This window comes from Amycolatopsis sp. NPDC104775 (assembly GCF_055583325.1).
Map to the genome: position 1 here is coordinate 1 of NZ_JBVJOE010000012.1, position 19,407 is coordinate 19,407.

The window sequence follows — 19,407 nt, forward strand, 5'->3', positions numbered from 1 at the left end:
GTCAAGGCATCTTTCCCGCCTTGACAAGCACCCCCGCGCCGTCGTCACAATCAGCTTCGGGGTGCCCCCTCACGCACGAGGCGCAATGTCGCCGCCAGGCGACGAGCCGCCCCCCTCAGTCAGTAACGATCGGAGCCCACTCCGGCCCAGTCTCCCCCAACTTCGGGTCCAGCTTCGAGAACAACGGCGTCGGCTTCTCCAACGGCCGCCCCACCTCGATCGGCCGAGACTCCCACTTAGCCTGCTCACCCGCATAATCCCCGGTGAGAATCGGATTAACCCGCCCAGGCAAATCCAAATCCTCAACCTCCTGAAGCTCCGGCTGCGCAGCCCAAACCCCAGTCCCGCCAAGCGCTTCATGCACCTTCTGCGCCGAATGCGGCAAAAACGGCGTCAGCAACGTATTAGCGTCACTAACCACCTGCAACGCCGTATGCAACACTGCATCCCGCCGATCCGGATCCTCCTTCAACTTCCAAGGCTCCTGATCCGACAAATACCGGTTCGCCGCCGTAACCACCCGCATAGCCTCAGCCGCCGCCAGCTTGAACCGCGACCGAGCGAGATGCCCACCCGCCGTCTCGAACGCCTGCCGGGACAACGCCTTCAACTCCTCATCAGCAGGCGCAGGCGCGGTCGGAGCCGGAATCGCCCCATTGTTCTTATGCGCCATCGAAATCGACCGGTTGACGAGGTTGCCCCACTCATTGGCCAGCTCGAAGTTGGTCCGCCGAACGAACTCGTCCCACGTGAAGTCCGTGTCCTGAGTCTCCGGACCGGCCACCGAGATGAAGTACCGCAGCGCGTCCGGCCCGAACTCCCGCAGGAAGTCGTGCACGTAAATCACCGTGCCCCGCGAGGTCGAGAACTTCGACCCGCTCATGGTGAGGAACTCGCTCGACACGATCTCGTCCGGCAGATGCAGCTTGCCGTACTTCCCGGCCTCCCCGCCGCGGTCGCCGTCGCCGTTCTGGCCGAGCAGCAGCGCGGGCCAGATCTGGGCGTGGAAGGTGATGTTGTCCTTGCCCATGAAGTAGTAGGCGCGCGCGTCGGGGTTGGCCCACCACTCCTGCCAGGCGTCCGGCGTGCCGCTGCGGCGGGCCCATTCGACGCTGGCGGAGAAGTAGCCGATAACCGCGTCGAACCAGACGTAGAAGCGCTTGAGCGGCTGGTCGCGCCAGCCGTCCAGCGGGATCTTCACGCCCCAGTCGAGGTCGCGGGTGATCGGCCGCGGCCGCATGTCGTCGATCAGGTTGCGGGTGAAGTTGAGGACGTTCGGCCGCCAGTCGGTCTTGGTGCCGAGCCAGTCGCCGAGGGTTTTGGTGAACGCGGGCAGGTCGAGGAAGTAGTGCTCGGTCTCGACGAACTTCGGCGTCTCGCCGTTGATCCGCGACTTCGGGTTGATCAGCTCGGCGGCGTCGAGCTGGTTGCCGCAGTTGTCGCACTGGTCGCCGCGCGCGCCGTCGTAGCCGCAGATCGGGCAGGTGCCCTCGATGTAGCGGTCGGGCAGCGTGCGCCCGGTGGACGGGCTGATCGCGCCGCGGGTGGTCTTCGGGACGACGTAGCCGTTGCGGTTGAGCGCGAGGAAGATCTCCTGCGTGACCGCGGCGTGGTTTCCGGTGGTGGTGCGGGTGAACAGGTCGTAGGAAAGGCCGAGGCCGCGCAGGTCCTCGTCGATCTGGCGGGTGTACTTGTCCGCGGTCTGCTGCGGGGTCATCCCCTCTTTGTCCGCCTGGACGGTGATCGGCGTGCCGTGTTCGTCGGTCCCGGACACCATGAGCACCCGGTTGCCGGCCATTCGCTGGTAGCGGGAGAAGACGTCGGACGGGACGCCGAATCCGGACACGTGGCCGATGTGGCGGGGGCCGTTGGCGTAGGGCCAGGCCACCGCGGTCAACACAGGGGTGCTCATACCTGTTTAGCCTACGGATGCGCTCCAGTGCGTTTCGTGGTGGTCGGGGAAGGGAGAGCCGGTGTCGGCGACGCGTTTGCTGGTGCTCGGGGTCGTGCGGATGTTCGGCCGCGCGCACGGCTACCAGGTGCGCCGGGAACTGCTGTCGTGGTCGGCGGACAAGTGGGCGAACGTCCAGCCCGGTTCGATCTATCACGCGCTCAAGAAAATGGCCGCCGAGGACCTGCTGGAGAAAGTCGACGTCGAACCGGGCGACGGCGGTCCGGACCGGGTCGCTTACCGGCTGTCGCCCGCGGGCGAGCAGGAGTTCCAGGTCCTCCTCGCGAAGGGCTTGTCCGACCCGGACGCGAGCAACGCGGAGCTGTGCGCGGCGGTGAGCCTGATGCCCGCGCTCCCCCGGAAGTACGCGATCAGCCTGCTCCGGCAGAACCTGGTCCACTTCGAGGCGGAGGAACGCCGATCCCGGCTGAGCCTCGAAGACGACACCTGGGGCAAACCGCCGCACGTGGCCGAGCTGTTCCGCTTGTGGGGCGGGATCGCCAAGGCGAGCCGCGAATGGCTCACCGGGCTGATCGGCAGGCTCGAGGCGGGCGAGTACCTGATGGCCGACGACCCCGGTTCGGCGTTCGCGCCGACCGCACCTGAGTAATCAAATTTGACTAACCCCGCCTTCCTCGGGCACAGTGTGCGCGTCAGCTAGTCAAGATTGACTACCTGACCTTCTGGGAGGAGAGGGGTTATCCATGATCACGGCACGCGGACTCGAGCGGCGGTTCCGCCGCAAGGGCCGAGCCGGTGGCGAGGTGCACGCGGTGAAGGGGGTCGATCTCGACGTCGAGGCGGGCGAGCTGGTCGGGTTCCTCGGCCCCAACGGGACGGGCAAGACCACGACGCTGCGCATGCTCACCACCTTGCTGAAACCGACCGCGGGCACGGCGACCGTCGGCGGGCGGGACCTGCTCGCCGACCCGGCGGGAGTGCGCCGCAACATCGGGTACGTCGCCCAAGGCGGCGGCACCGCGCCCGAAGCGCGGGTGGACGAGGAGCTGGAACTGCAGGGCAGGCTGTACCGGATGAGCAAGTCCGACGCGATCGCGCGCGGCAAGGTGCTCACCGAGCAGCTCGATCTGACCGGCCTCGGCCAGCGGCCCACGAAGACACTGTCCGGGGGCCAGCGGCGCAGGCTCGACATCGCGCTCGGGCTGATCCATTCGCCCGGGCTGATCTTCCTGGACGAGCCGTCCACCGGGCTCGACCCGCAGAGCCGGGCGAACCTGTGGGAGCACATCCGGCGATTGCGCGCCGAACAAGGCGTCACGATCTTCCTGACCACGCATTACCTCGACGAGGCGGACGCGCTGGCCGACCGGCTGATCGTGATCGACGACGGCCGGATCGTCGCCGAAGGCTCGCCGGACGCGCTGAAAGCACAGGTGTCCGGCGACGGCGTGGCGATCGAGGTGGACCCTGAACTCGCCGCGGAGGCCGCGGACCTGGCCCGGCAGCTGCCCGGCGCACACGAGCTCGTGGTGTCCGAGGGGTCGATCCGGTTCCGGGTGCCACGCGGCGACACCGCGATGCCGGAGCTGCTGCGCGCACTCGACGCCAAGGACATCCCGGCTAGCTCGATGCAGGTCACGCGACCGACCTTGGACGACGTATTCCTTACTCTCACCGGCCGGTCGCTGCGCGAAGCCGAGCAGCCCGCGCCGGCGGAAACGGAGGTGCCCGGTGCTGCATGACACCTGGCTGATCTTCCGCCGCGACATGGCGGGAGCGCTGCGGAACCCGGCCTGGCTGCTGCTCGGCCTCGCCCAGCCGCTGCTGTATCTGTTCTTCTTCGGCCCGCTGCTGGTGAGGTCGCTCAGCGCGCAGGGGATCTCCGAGGGCGACGGCTGGATGGTGCTCACGCCCGCGCTGATCGCGCAGCTGGCGCTGTTCGGCAGTTCGTTCGTCGGGTTCGGGCTGCTGGCCGAATTCCGGTCCGGCGTGGTCGAGCGGCTGCGCGTCACCCCGGTGCACCGGGCCGCGCTGCTGCTCGGGAAGGTGCTGGCGAACGCGTTGCAGGCGGTCGTGCAGTCGGTGCTGATCATCCTGCTCGCCTACCTGGTGTTCGACCTGAACGCCCCGGTCGGCGGCGTGCTGCTCAGCCTGGCGATCGTGTTCCTGCTCGCGCTCACGCTGGCGTCGTGCTCCTACGCGCTGGCGCTCACGCTCAAGAGCGAGGAAGCGTTCCCGGCACTGCTCAACGCGGTGCTCATGCCGTTGCTGCTGCTATCCGGGATCCTCATCCCGATCACGTCCGGGCTGGCTCCGAAGTGGCTCTACACGATTTCGCAGATCAACCCGTTCCGGCACGTCGTCGACGTGGAGCGCAACAGCTTCCGCGGCGACTTCTCGATGGACGCGCTCTTCACCGGGGGCGTGGTCGTGCTGGTCATGGCCGTTGTGGCGGTCTGGTGGGGAACGCGCACCTTCCAACGGGAAAACGCCTGATCAAAGCCTATCGACACGCCGGGAAAGGTCACCCCGCTCCGGAATTCCGGACGTAGGGTGGCCTTTCACCCGTCGTGGGGCTTGTCAGGGGTGCGAGGTGGCGGAACCGGAGAGTGGGCGCGGGCTCACGCTCACTCATCGCGAGCAAGTGCTCGACTGGACGGCGGTGCGTGGCGCCGACGTGCGGTTCGCCTCGGTCACGATCAGCGAGAACGTCAACTGGAGCGACCCGGGCGCGGAGCGGACGCTGGCCGCGGCCCAGCACGCGGGCATTCACACCGGTGCCCGGCACTACGCGCGGCCCGGCGCGGTGCACGACCAGGCCGACCATTTCGTCCGGACGGCGAGCAGGCTCGGGGCGTTCGCGCCCGGCTCGCTCGCCCCGGCACTGGAGGTGGACGCGCAAAGCGTCGACGACCGGTTCGTCAAGGCGTGGATCAAGCACGTGCGGCACGCCGCGAAGATCAGCCGAGTGCTCGTGTACGCCGGGCACGACTGCTGGGCGCATCGGCTGCACCCGGACCGCTGGGCCGATTCCGACGTGGTGCTGTGGCTCGTGCGGCACAACGGCATCCCCGGGCGGCCCGGCTGGTTCCACTCCCGGCTCGGGCTGCACCAGCACGTCTTCGCGCCGGACGTGCCGGGCGTCGACGGGCCGGTGGCACAGGACGCGGTGGTGTATCCGTTCGCACTGTCCGATGTGCTGCTCTGATCACCTTTTCCGCTGGTCACCGCCGGTTTCCGGCACAATGGCGCGATGCGTTTCCAGCGGCTGCGGACCGATCTGCCCCCCTCGCGGGTGCTCGTCGCACTGTCCTCCTACGCCCAGTCGCACGGTCTGCCCGAGCCCGCCGCGGTGTGCGGGAACTGGTTCGGTTCGCGGGCGGTGGTGGCGCCGTTCGTGTCGGTGACCCCGCGGCCGTTCCCGTCGGCTTTCTCGGTCTCGGGTCCGTCCAGCCGGATCGGCGGCGGGTGGTTCGGGTTTCTGGCTTACGACCAGGCGGATCCGTCCGGACGCTCCACCGGGATTCCGGCGTCGGCCTGGGGCTGGGCGGACCACGTGCTGCGCTGGGACGCCGAGGGGGTGTGCTGGTTCGAGTCGATCGAAGGCGACGCGGACGCGCAGCTCGCGGTGGTGGAGCGCGCGCTAGCCGGGTCCGCGGAGTTGTCGTGGTCGGCTTCTGAACTGGACCGCCCGTCCGGGCACGAACTGGCGGTGAAGGCGTGCGTGCACGAGATCGAGGCAGGCGAGCTTTTCCAGGCGAACATCTGCTCGCGGTTCACCGGAACGTTCGAGGGTTCGCCCGCCGCGCTGTTCGCCGAAGGGGTGCGACGGCTGGCTCCGCAGCGGGCGGCTTACGTCACCGGCGACTGGGGTTCGGTGGTTTCGCTGTCGCCGGAGCTGTTTCTGGAACGTCACGGCCGCCGCGTGCGGTCGTCGCCGATCAAGGGGACGCTTCCCCGCCGCGGCCCGGCGGACGAGGGCAACGCGGCCCGGTTGCGGCAGTCGGCGAAGGACGTCGCGGAGAACGTGATGATCACCGACCTGGTGCGCAACGACCTCGGCCGGGTGTGCGAGGTCGGCAGCGTCGTGGTGCCGAACCTGCTCGCGGTGCTCCCGGCTCCGGGGGTGTGGCATCTGGCGTCCACTGTGGAGGGTGTGCTGGCAGAGGGCGTGACCGACGCCGGGCTGCTGGCGGCGACGTTCCCGCCGGGTTCGGTCTCCGGCGCGCCGAAGATCCGGGCGCTGGACCTGATCGCCGAACTGGAACCGGTCGCGCGCGGGGCGTACACCGGCGCGGTCGGGATGGTGTCGCCGCTGGCGGGGCTGGAGCTGAACGTGGCGATCCGGACGTTCGAGATCACCGGGGACCGGATCGCGCTGGGGGTCGGCGGCGGGATCACCGCGGACTCGGACAGCGCGGCGGAGTGGCAGGAGTGCCTGCACAAAGCAGCGCCGCTGGAGGAACTGCTGGCCAGCCCTCGTGAGTGGTAAAACCGGTTAGAACCGGCTTTACCACTCACGACACCTACCGGCGCGGGTCGAGCAGCAGTTTGCCGGTCGTGCCGCGCGAACGCAGCGCCTCGTGAGCCTTCCGGGCGTCCGCCAACGCATACTCGCCGCCCGCGATCGCGCGGAGCTTCCCCTCCTGCACCATGGCGAACAGTTCGCTGAGCGCGGTGCCGAAAACGTTGCCCGGCAAGCGGAAAACGTGCGGCAGCCACATCCCGGCCACGGTCGTGCTGTGGCCGAGCAGATTGCGCAACTCGATCGGCTTCGGCGAACGACGGCCGGCCATCCCGTAGAACACCAGCCGGCCGAACGGGGCGAGCGCGGCGATGCTCTGGTCGGTCGTCGTGCCGCCGACCATGTCGAGGACGATGTCGACCCGCTTGCCGCCGTTGGCTTCCCGCAGCACCTCGGTCATGTTCTCCGCACGGGAATCGACCGCGACGTCCGCGCCGAGTTCGATCGCCAGCGCGCGTTTTTCCTCGCTGCTCGCGGTCGCGATCACCCGGCCCGCGCCCCACGCGTTCGCCAGCTGCACCGCGATCGACCCGACCCCGCCCGCCGCGGCGTGCACGACCACGGACTCGCCGGGCTCGAGGTGGGCGTTCTTGCGCAGCATGATCCACGCGGTCGCACCCTGGACGAGCATCGACAGCGCGTTCAGGTCGTCGACGCCGTCCGGCACCGGGAACGTCATGGCTTCGTCGGCCGCGACGCGCTCGGCGTAACCGCCGCCGTCGTTGAGCAGGGCGACCACGCGCTTGCCGTCCGCCGTGCGGCCGACGACCTCACCGCCCGGCACGAGCGGCAGCTTGCTCGGAGCGAGGTACGAGTTTTCCGCTTGATGCGTATCCGCGAAATTCAGCCCGGCGCGCTCGACCTCGATCAGCACCTGCCCCGGACCGGCCACCGGATCGGGCAGCTCGACCGGCTTGAGCACCTCGGGACCGCCGAATTCGGTCACCTGCACAGCACGCATCTTCGCGGCTCCTCTCGTCGTGAGACATCCTGCCATATGTCTCATCGATGGGACACTCTCTGCTAACGTCTCAACCATCGACACACCACTGTCCACCCGCACCTCGCGACCCGACGCCGTCGCGGCGTTCCGTCTCGCCCGTGCCCGGTTCCTCGCCGGAGACCGCGTCGACATGCGGGAGCTGGCGAGCGACCTCGGCGTCAGCCGCGCGACCCTGCACCGCTGGGTCGGCAGCCGGGACCACCTGCTGAGCGAAATCCTGTGGGCGGAGACGTCCTCGGTGCTGGATAACGTGAGTTATGCAGGCCGCGGCGGGGACGGCATCGCGGAGGCGATCGGGGCGTTCGTGCGGACGGTCAACGCGTCCGCGCCGTTCCGCGCGTTTTTGCGCCGGGAACCGGAGCGCGCGCTGCGGTTGTTGACGACCAAGGCGAGTTTGGTGCAGTCGCGCACGATCGAGAAGGTGCGCGATCTGCTGGCCGACGAGGTGGCGGCGGGGCGGCTGGAATCACCGCTGCCGGTGGCGGATCTGGCGTATCTGCTGGTGCGGGTTGGCGAGTCGTTCATCTATACCGACGCGATCACCGGGGATGAACCGGACGCGGAAAAAGCTTTGGTGGCGGCGAAAATGTTGTTGCGCAGCCGCTAAAGTTTCCCGGTGACCAGTGTTCAGGCCAGGACTCCCGCAGCGCCGATCGAGCAGCTGGTGTGCCATCCGAGTTTGCCCCTCGCCGCGGGCATCGAGCCGGACCGGCCCGCAGTACACCTCTACGACGTCTCGCGGAATCTGCGCGAAATCGGCACCGTGGGCGAGGATTCCGCGGAATACCCCGATTATTGGAGCCGGAAGAAGCCCGTCCTCGCTTGGCATCCGGAACGGCCGGAGCTGCTCGTGTCCGTCGGGGGCGAGACCGTGCGCTGGACCCCGGACGGCATCTCCGAGCTGAGCATCGACACCTACCACCACCTGGCGTTCAGCCCGGACGGCCAGTCGCTGTGGGCTTCGCCCGGCCCGCCCGAAGGCCCCTTTGGGCTCTCTGTCCGCTCGGAGGTCATCGATCTCGGCACCGGTGCCAAGACGCCTGCCCCGCTTTGGGACACCGGCATCGCCCGGCATCCGGCGGGTGGGCTGATCGCCACGCTCCAGAGCAACCAGGGCGCGACCAAGGTGTATTTCTCTCGCGAGGGCGCGTGGTTCCGGGTTCTCGACCGGGCACTGATTCTGGACGTCGACGGCTACTGTCTTCCAGTTTTCAGCTCCGACGGACGGTACCTGGCGGTCCGGGGGAACGCTTACGAAAGCATGGTCGCGGTGTTCGAGTTCCCCTCGCTGCGCCGGGTCCTGACGACCTCGCTGAGCGACTCGGTCGAAGGCTGGCCGCGGCACAACCTCGCCTTCGGTGCGCAACTGTGGACCGGGACGCCGTCCGGGTCGCTCATCGAGCTTGACGTCGAACACGGGCAAGCCGCGGAGCACGAATTGTTCGGCTCAGCGGTCGCCGCGTTGGCGACCACCGCCATGGGGGACCTTCTGGTCGCCACTGCCGGTGAACTCGCGCTGGTGCCGGTCCCCACTGCCGCCGCGGATCCGGCTACCGTCGCCGATTTCCTCGCCACGGCAACGGAAATTCCCGACGACGCCGACCCGCACGACCACCTCGTGCAAACCGACGGCGTCCGAACCTGGCGCTCGGACGACCTGGACGAGGTAACCGAAGCGACCCCGAGCGACCCGACTTGGCTGCAGTTGCAAGCCGTGCTCAACGCCCGCAAACGCTGACTTACTTCCGAGCCGCGAGAACCGCCGCGTAAAGCTCCTTCGTCGACACCCCAGCCGCACCAGCCACCTCGGCCGCGACGGTCTTCAACCGCTCCCCCGAAGCGACCCGGTCGGCTACCTCCGGCACCAGGTCCGACACCGACGCCTGCCGCGGCGTCGCCCCCTCCAGCACCACCGAGATCTCGCCGCGAACCCCGTCCGCCGCCCACTCCGCCAGCTCCGCGAGGGTGCCGCGTTTGACCTCTTCGTACGTCTTCGTCAACTCCCGGCACACCGCGGCCCGCCGCGAGCCGCCCAGCGCGGCGGCGGCGTCTGACAGAAGGGACGCGATCCGGTGCGGCGATTCGAAGAACACGACAGTCCGACGCTCGGTCACCAACTCCGCGAACCACTTCGTCCGCTCGCCAGGCTTGCGCGGCGCGAAGCCCTCGAAGCAAAACCGGTCGCACGGCAGCCCGGATAAGGCGAGCGCCGTCGTCACCGCCGACGGGCCGGGAAGGCAGGTGATCGGCAGATCCTCCTCCACACAAGCAGCCACGAGCCGGAAGCCCGGATCGGACACGCTCGGCATGCCAGCGTCGGTCACCACCAGCACTGTCTCACCGCCGTGCAGGGCCTCCAGCAGCTTCGGCAGCCGGGCGGTCTCGACGTCCTCGTAGAAACTGACCACGCGGCCAGTGGGCGACACGCCGAGCGCGGAGGCGAGCCCGCGCAGGCGCCGGGTGTCCTCGGCGGCGATCACGTCCGCCGAGCCCAGTGCCTCGATCAGCCGGGCGGACGCGTCGCCGGGATCGCCCAGCGGGGTGGCGGCGAGCACGAGCCGTCCGGACGCAGAAGTCATGGCAGTCAGCCTAACCAGACACGACCGGTGGATCAGGCCGTACTATCGGGCCCCGTGACCGCGCTGCTGACCCGTGCCGACGACGAGAGCGTGCGGCCGGACCCGGTCGACGCGCGCCGCCCACCGACCGACCGCGAAGCCACCCTGCTCGGCCGGGCCATGCCCGCCGACCGGCTGCGCGGCTGGATCGTCACGATCGTGCTGACCGTGATCGGCGGCGTCGTCCGGATGCAGAATCTGGGCTTTCCCACCGACCACGGCAGTCCTGTCTTCGACGAGAAGCACTACGTGCCCCAGGCCGCGCAGATGCTGCGCAACGGCGGGTACGAGGACAACGCCGGGTACGAGCTGATCGTGCACCCGCCGCTGGCCAAGGACTTCATCGCGCTCGGCGAGTGGCTCTTCGGCTACAACGGCTGGGGCTGGCGGTTCATGTCGGCCGTCGCCGGCACGCTGATCGTGCTGCTCACCGTGCGCGTCGCGCGCCGGCTGACCCGCTCGACGCTGCTCGGCGGCATCGCGGGCGTGCTGGTGATCTGCGACGGCGTGCTGCACCTGCAGTCGCGGATGGGGATGCTGGACATCTTCATCGCGCTTTTCGTGCTCGCCGCGTTCGCCTGCGTTCTCTGCGACCGCGACCAGGTGCGGCAACGGCTGGCCGTCGCGGTGCGCGAGGGCTGGATCGGCGAATCGCAGTGGGGGCCGAAGCTCGGCTTCCGGTGGTGGCGGTTCGCGGCCGGGCTGATGATCGGCCTGACCTTCGGCGTCAAATGGTCGGCGCTGTACTACATCGCGGCGTTCGGCCTGCTCACCGTGTTCTTCGACGTCGCGGCCCGGCGCGCGGCAGGCGTGCAGCGGCCGTGGGTCGGCACGATCCGCCGCGACGTCGCGCCCGCGCTGTGGGCGATCCTCGTCGTGCCGGTGCTGATGTACCTGGCGGCGTACTGGGCGTGGTTCGCCAGCGAAACCGCGACCGACCGGCACTACACCGAGATCAAGAACCTCGACCCGGGCATGTTCGGCTGGATCCCGCCCGCGCTGCGTTCGCTCGGCAGCTACACCGCCAACGTGCTGCACTTCCACGAAACCCTGGTGACGCCCAAGGACAATCCGCATCCGTGGGAGTCGAAGCCGTGGACGTGGCCGATGGGCCTGCGGCCGATGCTCTACTACTACGACGGCGCCGTCACCGGCTGCGGCGAATCGCGCTGCCTCGGCGCGACGATGCTGATCGGCACGCCCGCGATGTGGTGGCTGGCCGTCCCGGTGCTCGGCTGGGGCCTGTGGCGCTGGTTCTTCCGCGCGGACTGGCGCTACGCCGCCGTGCTGACCGGCTACTTCGCCGGCTACCTGCCCTGGTTCACCAACATCGACCGGCAGATGTACTTCTTCTACGCCACGCCGCTGGCCCCGTTCCTGGTGCTCGGGCTGGTGCTGGCGCTCGGGCAGATCCTCGGCAGCGCGAAACGCGGATTCGAACGCCGGGGCACCGGTCTGCTCGTCGTCTCGCTCTACGTCGGGCTGGTCGTCGCGAACTTCGCCTGGCTGTGGCCGATCCTCAACGGCATCCCGATCACGAACGACCATTGGCAGGCGGAGATGTGGCTGCCTTCGTGGCGCTGAAATAAGCCCCCGGCGGCACCCCGACCGCCCGGCGGAAGGCGGCGACGAACGCGCTGGCCGTCGAGTACCCGACCCGGTGCGCGACGGTCGTCATCGGCAATCCCCGCGCCAGCAACGGCAAAGCCGCGCGCAGCCGGGCTTGCGTGCGCCAGGTGCCGAACGTCATCCGGCAATCGCGGGCGAACGCGCGGGCCAGCGTCCGCTCGCTCGCGCCGACTTCCCGGCCCAGCTCAGCCAGGCTGCGCGAATCGGCGGGGTCGGCGAGCACCGCGTCGGCGACGTCCTTCGCTCGCGGGTCGGTGGGCGCGGGCACCACGATCGGTGCGACGTCCATTGGTTCCAGGAGGTCGAACGCGACCGCTTCGGCGCGGCGTCGCGCGGCGTCGCTGAGGCCGTCCGCGGAGAGGTGCTCCAGCAGTTCCCGCAACAGCGGCCGGACGATGACGATGCGCGGCGACGGCCAGTCGACCGGGCATTGCTCTGGATAGGCGTAGATGCCACGCAGTTCCACGTTGTCGACCGCGCCGGTGCGATGCCGGACGCCGACCGGGATCCAGAGCGCGCGCGTGGACGGCAGTACCCATTGCGCATCGCCGACCATCACCGCGGCGACCCCGCGCGCGGCCCAGACAAGCTGGTGCGCCGGGTGTTCGTGCCAGGGAAACCAGGCCCCGGCCGCGATCGGGAGGTCGCCGAGCAGCATCGCGCCGCTTTGACCGTACTGCGACATGAGGTGACAGCCTATCGTCTTCCGGCCAGCGCGGCTCGTCCCTAGCGTCGGGATCATGCCGATGAACCTGATGCACCGGAAGCTCTGCAGTTCGGAGAAGTGGGCCGCCATGGTGGCCGGAGTGCTGCCGGACTGGCTCGCCCGCTTCGACCTCGGCGACGACGTGCTCGAGATCGGACCCGGTTTCGGAGCCACCACGCGGGTGCTGGTCGACGCCTTGCCGCGGCTGACGGCGATCGAGATCGACCCGGCGTCGACCCGGCTGCTGCGGGAGAAATACGGGGACCGGGCGGACATCGTCGAGGGCAGCGGAGCGGAAATGCCGTTCGAGGACGGCCGGTTCTCCGGGGTCGTGTGTTTCTCGATGCTGCACCACGTGCCGACCGACGCACTGCAGGACCGGATCTTCGCCGAGGCCTTCCGGGTGCTGCGGCCCGGCGGGAGCTTCCGCGGGGTGGACAGTCAGCTCAGCTTCGGATTCCGGCTGCTGCACATCGGGGACACGATGAACGTCCTCGACGCGGGCACCCTGCCCGCCCGGCTGACGGCGGCCGGGTTAGAGCAGGTGCACGTGGAGTGCGAGCCGAAGCGACGGCTGGAGTTTTCCGCGGTGAAGCCCTTGTGAGCGCTACTCTCGAGGCTCATCGAGGCGAGCGGCGCGGCACGATCTGCGTGACCGGCCCGTCCAGCGCCTTGCCCTGCCGGCTCAGCCAGCCGTCGACCTCGCGCCGCACCGAGTTCAGCGTCGGGCGACGGCGCGGTTCCGGGTCCAGCGACGCCGCCAGGATCCGCGCGTGCACCGACCGCTGCGGCAGATGCGTGACCGGATCGGCCCGCGCCGCGGCCATCAGCGCGGCCATCGGCGTCTCGCGGGTGCCGCGCGGCGGCTGGCCGGAGAGCGCGTAGCTGACCGTCGCGGCGAGCTGCCAGGCGTCCGACGCCGGGCTCGCCGGGGAGCCCATCGCCTGTTCCGGCGCGACGAAATCGGGCGTGCCGATCATCATCCCGGTGGCGGTCATCTTGGAGTCGCCCTGGCTGCGCGCGATGCCGAAGTCGATGAGGTGCGCGATGCCCGCCGGGTCGAGGATGACGTTGGACGGCTTCACGTCGCGGTGCAGCACACCCCGTTCGTGCGCCGCGACCAGCGCGCCGGCCATCGTCGACCACAGCCGGCCCGCGGCGACATCGTCGATCGGGCCCTGTCCGTCGACCACCTCGGCGAGCGGGCGGCCCTGCAGGTACTCCATCACGAGCGCGAGCCCGTCCGGTTCCTCGACCAGGTCGTACACGCGCACGCAGTTGGGGTGGTTCACCACGGCCAGCGCCCGCGCCTCGCGCTGCATGCGCTCTTCGGTGTCGCGGTCGGGCGCGTGCGCGATCTTGAGCGCGACAGTCCGGTTGAGCTGGGTGTCGACGGCTTCCCACACCGTGCCGAACCCGCCGTGCCCGAGCTGGCGGACGCGCCGGTACCGGCTGCCGCCCGCGTTGCGCGAACCGGGCGGCGGCGGGATCGCGCCGGGCGCGGCGGCCAGCATCCCGGCGGGCGGCGGCTCCGGAGCGGACGCCAGCGCGGTGGCCGGGTACTGCTTGTTCTGCGGCGGCGGAGGCGGCGGCAACTGCTCCCGGCGCGACGGAGGCGGCGCGGCGGGCGGTTCGTCGCGGCGCGGCTCCGGCCGGTTGATCACCGACCACGGCGGCGGGCCGACCAGCGCGACCGGGATCAGCCCCAGCACGCTGAACGGCAGGAACCCGAGCCAGAAGTGCACCGCGGTGTTGGCCGACATGCCCGCCGTCGCGACCGCCATGACCACGAAGGGAATCCAGAAGAACCGCGACGGCCACTTCGGCCCGCGACGGAAGGCGGTGCGCGCCTGCAGCATCACGAACAGCAGCGAACCGACCGGCAGCACGGTGAAGGCGAGCAGGTACAGCGCGTAGGAAAGCTTGAGGCCGCGCGGGTAGAAGAGCGTCTCGAAGACGTTCGACCCGCCGCCGAGGTAGGTCTTCTGCACGCCGACGAACGAGCAGTAGTTCGTGCTCAGCGAGGAAGCCTCGGAGGCGGACAGCCCGCTCGCGCTGCCCGCGTTGGCCGCGCGGAAGGTTTCCGAGATGCCCGACGCCATCAGCCACGGCAGCACCAGCACGCTCACGACGCCGATGAGGCCGAACACGGTGAGCGTGGTCGCGTCGTACCGGTTGCCGGTCCCCTTGCGGACGATCGCCACGATCAGCGCACCGGCCGCCGGGAAGAGCGCGACGAGCGCACCCGCTGTGGTCGTCGCCCACACCCAGTCGCCAGGGCAGAAGCCCGGGCCGAACAAGGTGTGCGCGAGCGAGAGCAGCGCGCTCGCGATTCCGCTCACCGGCTGGTTCCCCTCACTGTCAGTGTTGCCCACGTGCCGCTGCGCGGCCGATCCCCACGGTCCAGCTTAGGACGCACACGGCCTCCGCGGGGTTGCCGGGTCGCGCCGGGAACGTGATCCACCGCATCGATCTTGCCCGACCTCGCTGACCTGCGTCCCGCCGAGGGAAAGGCCATCATGAGGGCAGATTCGGCCGTCTCAGTCAAAGGAGACCTCGTGGGCGCGTACACCGAGACGTATCGGCGCAGTCTGGACGACCCGGAGCGGTTCTGGCTCGAAGCGGCCCGGGCGATCGACTGGACGAAGCGGCCCACCCGCGCGCTCGACTCGTCCGCCGCGCCGTTCTACCGCTGGTATCCCGACGGCGAGCTGAACACCTCCTACAACGCGCTCGACCGGCACGCCGACGGCGGCCGCGGCGCGCAGGACGCGCTGATCTGGGATTCGCCGGTCACCGGCCGCAAACGCCGCTATACCTACGCCGAGCTTCGGGACGAGGTCGCGACCTTCGCCGGGGCGCTCGCGTCGCTCGGCGTCACCCGCGGCGATCGCGTGATCCTTTACCTGCCGATGATCCCGCAGGCGGTCATCGCGATGCTCGCCTGCGCGCGGATCGGCGCGGTGCATTCGGTGGTGTTCGGCGGGTTCGCGCCGAAGGAGCTGGCCGCGCGGATCGAAGACGCCAAGCCGAAGCTGATCCTCGCCGCGTCGTGCGGGATCGAGCCGACGCGGATCGTCGAGTACAAGCCGATCATCGACGCCGCGCTCGAAGCCACCGAGCACCAGCCGGAGCACGTCGTGGTGTTCCAGCGAGAGCAGGCCCGCGCGGAGCTGTCCGGAACCGACCTCGACTGGACCGAGCTCGTCGCCGACGCCGACCCGGTGGATCCGGTTCCGGTGAAGGCGACCGACCCGCTCTACATCCTCTACACCTCAGGCACGACCGGGCGGCCGAAGGGCGTGGTCCGCGACGCGGGCGGGCACGCGGTCGCGCTGGCGTGGTCGATGGGCGCGCTGTACGACATTCACGCCGGGGACGTGTGGTGGACGGCTTCCGACGTCGGCTGGGTCGTCGGGCACTCGTACATCGTCTACGCGCCGCTGCTGGTAGGCGCGACTTCTGTGCTCTACGAAGGAAAACCCGTCGGAACTCCTGACGCTGGCGCGTTCTGGCGGGTCATCTCCGAGCACGGCGTGCAGGCACTGTTCACCGCACCGACGGCGTTGCGTGCGGTGAAGAAGGTGGACCCGGACGCGGACGAACTCAAGAAGTACGACCTGTCCCGGTTCCGCACGCTGTTCATGGCGGGCGAGCGGCTCGATCCGGAGACCTACCACTGGGCGCACGACATCCTCGGCACGCCGGTCGTCGACCACTGGTGGCAGACCGAAACTGGCTGGCCGATCGCGGCCAACCCGCGCGGTCTCGAACCGATGCCGGTCAAACCCGGGTCGGCGACGAAACCCGTGCCCGGCTGGGACGTGCGGATCCTCGACCAGTCGGGCGAGGAACTGCCAGCCGGTCGCGAAGGCGCGATCACGCTGAAACTGCCGCTGCCGCCGGGTTCGCTGCCGACGCTCTGGGGCGACGACGAGCGCTACCGCGAGGCGTACCTGTCGCGGTACCCCGGCTACTACCTGACCGGCGATTCGGGCTACCTCGACGAGGACGGCTACCTGTTCGTCATGGGCCGCACCGACGACGTGATCAACGTGGCGGGGCACCGGCTGTCGACCGGCTCGATGGAAGCCGTGCTGGCGTCGCATCCGGCGGTCGCGGAGTGTGCGGTCATCGGGGTCGCGGATCAGCTGAAGGGGCAGGTGCCGCGCGGTTTCGTGGTGCTGAAATCCGGTGTGGACACCCCGGAGGACCAGTTGCGGGACGAGCTGGTGGCGTTGGTCCGCCGGGATATCGGGCCGGTGGCGGCGTTCCGGGACGTCTCCGTCGTCAGCGCGCTGCCGAAGACGCGTTCGGGCAAGATCCTGCGCAAGACGATGCGCGGGATCGCGGACGGCCGGGACGAGGCGGTTCCGTCGACGATCGAGGACCCGTCGGTGCTCGACGCGTTGCGGGCGATCCTGCGGCCCTGAGCAACGCACGCAGAAGTCCGTGAAGAGAACTCTGAGGGAATCAGATTCCGTCAGGGTTCCCCTCACGGACAACCCGCGGGATTCGGTGCCGCGGCATCCCGGCGAACGGGACACCCGGCCGCAGCCGACCCTTTCGGGCGTTGTCAGCGCGCCAGTAGTGGTCTATACCTCTTGAAGTCCGCTTTCTTCGCGACGCGACCGGAGGCATGCCGTGAGGAAGACCCTGTCCAGGGCCGTGCTTGGGGTGACCGTGCTCGGGCTCGCCGCGGTGGGAGTGCCCGGTCCGGCCGCGGCGAGTCCCGCGCCCAGCGAACGGCAGGTGACCGACCTCGTCCCGGCACCGGTGCACGCCGCGGCGAAGGCGGACGCCACCTTCCGCCTCACGCCGCTGACCGTGATCCGCGCCGGGCACGGCACCGGAGACGTCGCCTCGTACCTGCGCGGCTTGCTGCGGCCCGCGACCGGCTTCCCGCTGCCCGTCGTACCGGCGAACCCGGGGCTGTCCGCGATCTCGCTCGACCTTGGCCACGCCGACCCGCGCGTCGGCGACGAGGGCTACCAGCTCGACGTCACGAAGACCGGTGTCCAGCTGCGCGCCAACACTTCCGCCGGGCTGTTCACCGGCGTCCAGTCGTTGCGGCAACTGCTGCCGTCGGCCATTGAGGCCAAGACCGTGCAGCACCGGACCTGGACGATCGCTGGCGGCAGCGTGCTCGACTACCCGCGCTTCGCACACCGCGGCGCGATGCTCGACGTCGCGCGGCACTTCTTCACGCCTGCGCAGGTGAAGAAGTACATCGACCAGATCGTCCAGTACAAGATCAACACGCTGCACCTGCACCTCAGCGACGACCAGGGCTGGCGCATCGAGATCAAGAGCTGGCCGCGCCTGGCGACCGAAGGCGGCAAGACCGCGGCCTTCGGCGACCCGGGCGGTTACTACACGCAGGAGCAGTACCGCGACATCGTCGCCTACGCCGCGAGCCGCCACGTGACGGTCGTGCCGGAAATCGACATGCCCGGGCACACGAACGCCGCGCAGTCGGTGTACGCGGAACTCAACTGCGACGGCAAGGCAGTCCCGCCTCGGACGGACATCGAGGTCGGCTACAGCTCGCTGTGCATCAATTCGCCCACCACGTACCGGTTCGTGGAAGACGTGATCCGTGAACTCGCCGCGATCACGCCCGGCAAGTACATCGGCATCGGCGGCGACGAAGCACACTCGACGTCCGCCGCGGACTACAAAACCTTCTACGAGAAGGTAACCCCGATGGTCGCCAAGTACGGCAAGCTGGTCACCGGCTGGCACGAGATGGCGAAGACTCCGCTGCCGACGTCCGCCGTGCCGCAGTACTGGGACCAGGGCGGCCCGAACGCGGACGTGGCCGCCGCCGCGGCGCGCGGGATCAAGTTCATCATGTCGCCTGCCAACCACGCCTATCTCGACATGAAGTACACGGAATCGACGAAACTCGGCCAGGATTGGGCCGGTCTCGTCGAGGTCCGCGACGCCTACGACTGGGACCCGGCCACGTTCGTCCCCGGGGTCGGGGAGAAGTCAGTGGCCGGGGTCGAAGCTCCACTGTGGACGGAGACCATCCGGACCAGCGACGACATCGAGTACATGGCCTTCCCGCGCTTGCCCGGTATCGCGGAAATCGGCTGGTCGCCCAAGGCAGCCCGCACCTGGGACGGCTACCGGGAGCGCATCGCCAAGCAGGCGCCGCGCTGGAAAGCACAGGGAATCGACTTCTACCGCTCACCGCAGGTCGACTGGAAGTGACTCCCTAGCTCGATCCACTTTGGACTGGAGACCCTTGCGGTAGCTCTCCGGCAAGGCTTCGGTCGCGAGCACTCGCTCCGCCAGCTCCAGCGTCGGCGCCGGTTCCGGCAACTGCGCGTAATTCGCCGCCGTGACCAGAAACGTCTCCTCGACGGTCGGCCCCTCGGCCCGCTCCACGAGCTCGAGCGAACCGGCCGTCGGGACCGTTCCCGGCCGGAGCACGCGCAGATACCAACCGCAGCGCCGGGTGCCGATCATCGCGGGAACGACGTCCTTGCGGCCGGTCCGCATGGCGAGCTTGAAACACGGGTGGCGCGGCTGGGCGATCTGCACGAGCGCGTCGCCCCAGGCCCAGACGTCGCCGATCCGGACGTCGCTCTCCAGCGCGCCTTGCACGGAAAGGTTCTCGCCGAAGTCACCGTGCGCGACGGAGTAGCCCTCTTCGGTCCATAACGGATAGTGCTCGATCGGGTAGACGTAGACGGCTTTGTTGGGGCCGCCGTGCACCGAGAGATCGGCTTGGCGGTCGCCGGTCAGGTTGAGTTCACTCAGCGCCAGGCTCCCGGCCTCGACCCGGGTTTTCCGGATGGCACTCAGGACCGGCTGGTCCCGCTGGTGACCTAGGACGGTCGGTTCGCCGACGTAGACGGCTTTGAGCGACAGCATGGGTTGAACCTAGCAAGTGGCGGGGGGCTACCCGGGTCATTAAACAAGCGGCGGGGGGGGGGGGGGGGGGGGGGAGGGGGGGGGGAGGGGGGGGGGGGGGGGGTGGGGGGCTTTGGTGCTTCCCGGCTC

General features: G+C 69.4%; 17 protein-coding genes. 11 read left to right on the forward strand and 6 right to left on the reverse strand.

Annotated features, from left to right (window positions below; translation table 11 throughout):
• Positions 1–115: 115 nt before the first annotated feature.
• Positions 116–1,912: a methionine--tRNA ligase gene (gene metG / locus ACZ63D_RS37210; protein ID WP_465359017.1), complete on the reverse strand. Its 1,797-nt coding sequence runs from the start codon at positions 1,910–1,912 to the stop codon at positions 116–118.
• A gap of 61 nt (positions 1,913–1,973) precedes the next feature.
• Here metG and ACZ63D_RS37215 point away from each other — a divergent pair, with 61 nt between their 5' ends.
• From ACZ63D_RS37215 to ACZ63D_RS37235, 5 genes are all read left to right on the forward strand, one after another.
• Complete coding sequence (locus ACZ63D_RS37215) at positions 1,974–2,561, forward strand: PadR family transcriptional regulator (RefSeq protein ID WP_465359018.1); 588 nt, start codon at positions 1,974–1,976, stop codon at positions 2,559–2,561.
• Between the two features lie 94 nt (positions 2,562–2,655).
• The gene (locus ACZ63D_RS37220; RefSeq protein ID WP_465359019.1) at positions 2,656–3,654 is read left to right on the forward strand and encodes an ATP-binding cassette domain-containing protein; all 999 of its coding nucleotides are present in this window, start codon (positions 2,656–2,658) and stop codon (positions 3,652–3,654) included.
• Positions 3,644–4,408: an ABC transporter permease gene (locus tag ACZ63D_RS37225; protein WP_465359020.1), complete on the forward strand. Its 765-nt coding sequence runs from the start codon at positions 3,644–3,646 to the stop codon at positions 4,406–4,408. The genes ACZ63D_RS37220 and ACZ63D_RS37225 overlap by 11 nt, the downstream gene beginning before the upstream one ends.
• Before the next feature lie 97 nt (positions 4,409–4,505).
• Complete coding sequence (locus ACZ63D_RS37230; RefSeq protein ID WP_465359021.1) at positions 4,506–5,120, forward strand: GH25 family lysozyme; 615 nt, start codon at positions 4,506–4,508, stop codon at positions 5,118–5,120.
• A 45-nt stretch (positions 5,121–5,165) separates the two neighbouring features.
• On the forward strand, positions 5,166–6,404 hold the full coding sequence (locus tag ACZ63D_RS37235; RefSeq protein WP_465359022.1) for an aminodeoxychorismate synthase component I: 1,239 nt from the start codon (positions 5,166–5,168) through the stop codon (positions 6,402–6,404).
• A gap of 34 nt (positions 6,405–6,438) precedes the next feature.
• Here the strand turns inward: ACZ63D_RS37235 and ACZ63D_RS37240 are convergent, their stop codons facing one another.
• On the reverse strand, positions 6,439–7,398 hold the full coding sequence (locus ACZ63D_RS37240; RefSeq protein ID WP_465359023.1) for a quinone oxidoreductase family protein: 960 nt from the start codon (positions 7,396–7,398) through the stop codon (positions 6,439–6,441).
• A 172-nt stretch (positions 7,399–7,570) separates the two neighbouring features.
• On the opposite strand from ACZ63D_RS37240, the gene ACZ63D_RS37245 reads away from it, so the two are divergent.
• Both ACZ63D_RS37245 and ACZ63D_RS37250 read left to right on the forward strand, forming a co-directional pair.
• A complete protein-coding gene (locus ACZ63D_RS37245; RefSeq protein WP_465359024.1) occupies positions 7,571–8,047 on the forward strand; it encodes a QsdR family transcriptional regulator in 477 nt (158 codons plus the stop codon).
• A gap of 9 nt (positions 8,048–8,056) precedes the next feature.
• Complete coding sequence (locus ACZ63D_RS37250) at positions 8,057–9,178, forward strand: TolB-like translocation protein (RefSeq protein ID WP_465359025.1); 1,122 nt, start codon at positions 8,057–8,059, stop codon at positions 9,176–9,178.
• 1 nt (position 9,179) lies between these two features.
• Here ACZ63D_RS37250 and rsmI read toward each other — a convergent pair whose 3' ends face one another.
• Positions 9,180–10,019: a 16S rRNA (cytidine(1402)-2'-O)-methyltransferase gene (gene rsmI, locus ACZ63D_RS37255; RefSeq protein ID WP_465359026.1), complete on the reverse strand. Its 840-nt coding sequence runs from the start codon at positions 10,017–10,019 to the stop codon at positions 9,180–9,182.
• A gap of 54 nt (positions 10,020–10,073) precedes the next feature.
• On the opposite strand from rsmI, the gene ACZ63D_RS37260 reads away from it, so the two are divergent.
• Positions 10,074–11,642 (forward strand): dolichyl-phosphate-mannose--protein mannosyltransferase, encoded by a 1,569-nt coding sequence (locus ACZ63D_RS37260; RefSeq protein WP_465359027.1) that lies wholly within the window; start codon positions 10,074–10,076, stop codon positions 11,640–11,642.
• Here the strand turns inward: ACZ63D_RS37260 and ACZ63D_RS37265 are convergent.
• Positions 11,593–12,372, reverse strand: a complete 780-nt coding sequence (locus tag ACZ63D_RS37265; RefSeq protein ID WP_465359028.1) for an AraC family transcriptional regulator — start codon at positions 12,370–12,372, stop codon at positions 11,593–11,595. The two genes, ACZ63D_RS37260 and ACZ63D_RS37265, sit on opposite strands and share 50 nt — an antisense overlap.
• A gap of 55 nt (positions 12,373–12,427) precedes the next feature.
• Between ACZ63D_RS37265 and ACZ63D_RS37270 the strand changes: the two genes are divergently transcribed.
• On the forward strand, positions 12,428–12,997 hold the full coding sequence (locus ACZ63D_RS37270; protein ID WP_465359029.1) for a class I SAM-dependent methyltransferase: 570 nt from the start codon (positions 12,428–12,430) through the stop codon (positions 12,995–12,997).
• Between the two features lie 16 nt (positions 12,998–13,013).
• Here the strand turns inward: ACZ63D_RS37270 and ACZ63D_RS37275 are convergent, their stop codons facing one another.
• Entirely contained in the window at positions 13,014–14,735 is a 1,722-nt protein-coding gene (locus ACZ63D_RS37275) for a serine/threonine-protein kinase (protein WP_465359030.1), read from the reverse strand.
• Positions 14,736–14,912: 177 nt separating this feature from the next.
• On the opposite strand from ACZ63D_RS37275, the gene ACZ63D_RS37280 reads away from it, so the two are divergent.
• Together ACZ63D_RS37280 and ACZ63D_RS37285 are read left to right on the forward strand one after the other, a co-directional pair.
• Entirely contained in the window at positions 14,913–16,826 is a 1,914-nt protein-coding gene (locus ACZ63D_RS37280) for a propionyl-CoA synthetase (protein ID WP_465359031.1), read from the forward strand.
• A gap of 211 nt (positions 16,827–17,037) precedes the next feature.
• Positions 17,038–18,612: a beta-N-acetylhexosaminidase gene (locus tag ACZ63D_RS37285; protein ID WP_465359032.1), complete on the forward strand. Its 1,575-nt coding sequence runs from the start codon at positions 17,038–17,040 to the stop codon at positions 18,610–18,612.
• Here ACZ63D_RS37285 and ACZ63D_RS37290 read toward each other — a convergent pair.
• The gene (locus ACZ63D_RS37290; protein WP_465359033.1) at positions 18,589–19,278 is read right to left on the reverse strand and encodes an MOSC domain-containing protein; all 690 of its coding nucleotides are present in this window, start codon (positions 19,276–19,278) and stop codon (positions 18,589–18,591) included. The genes ACZ63D_RS37285 and ACZ63D_RS37290 overlap by 24 nt on opposite strands.
• Positions 19,279–19,407 lie beyond the last annotated feature (129 nt).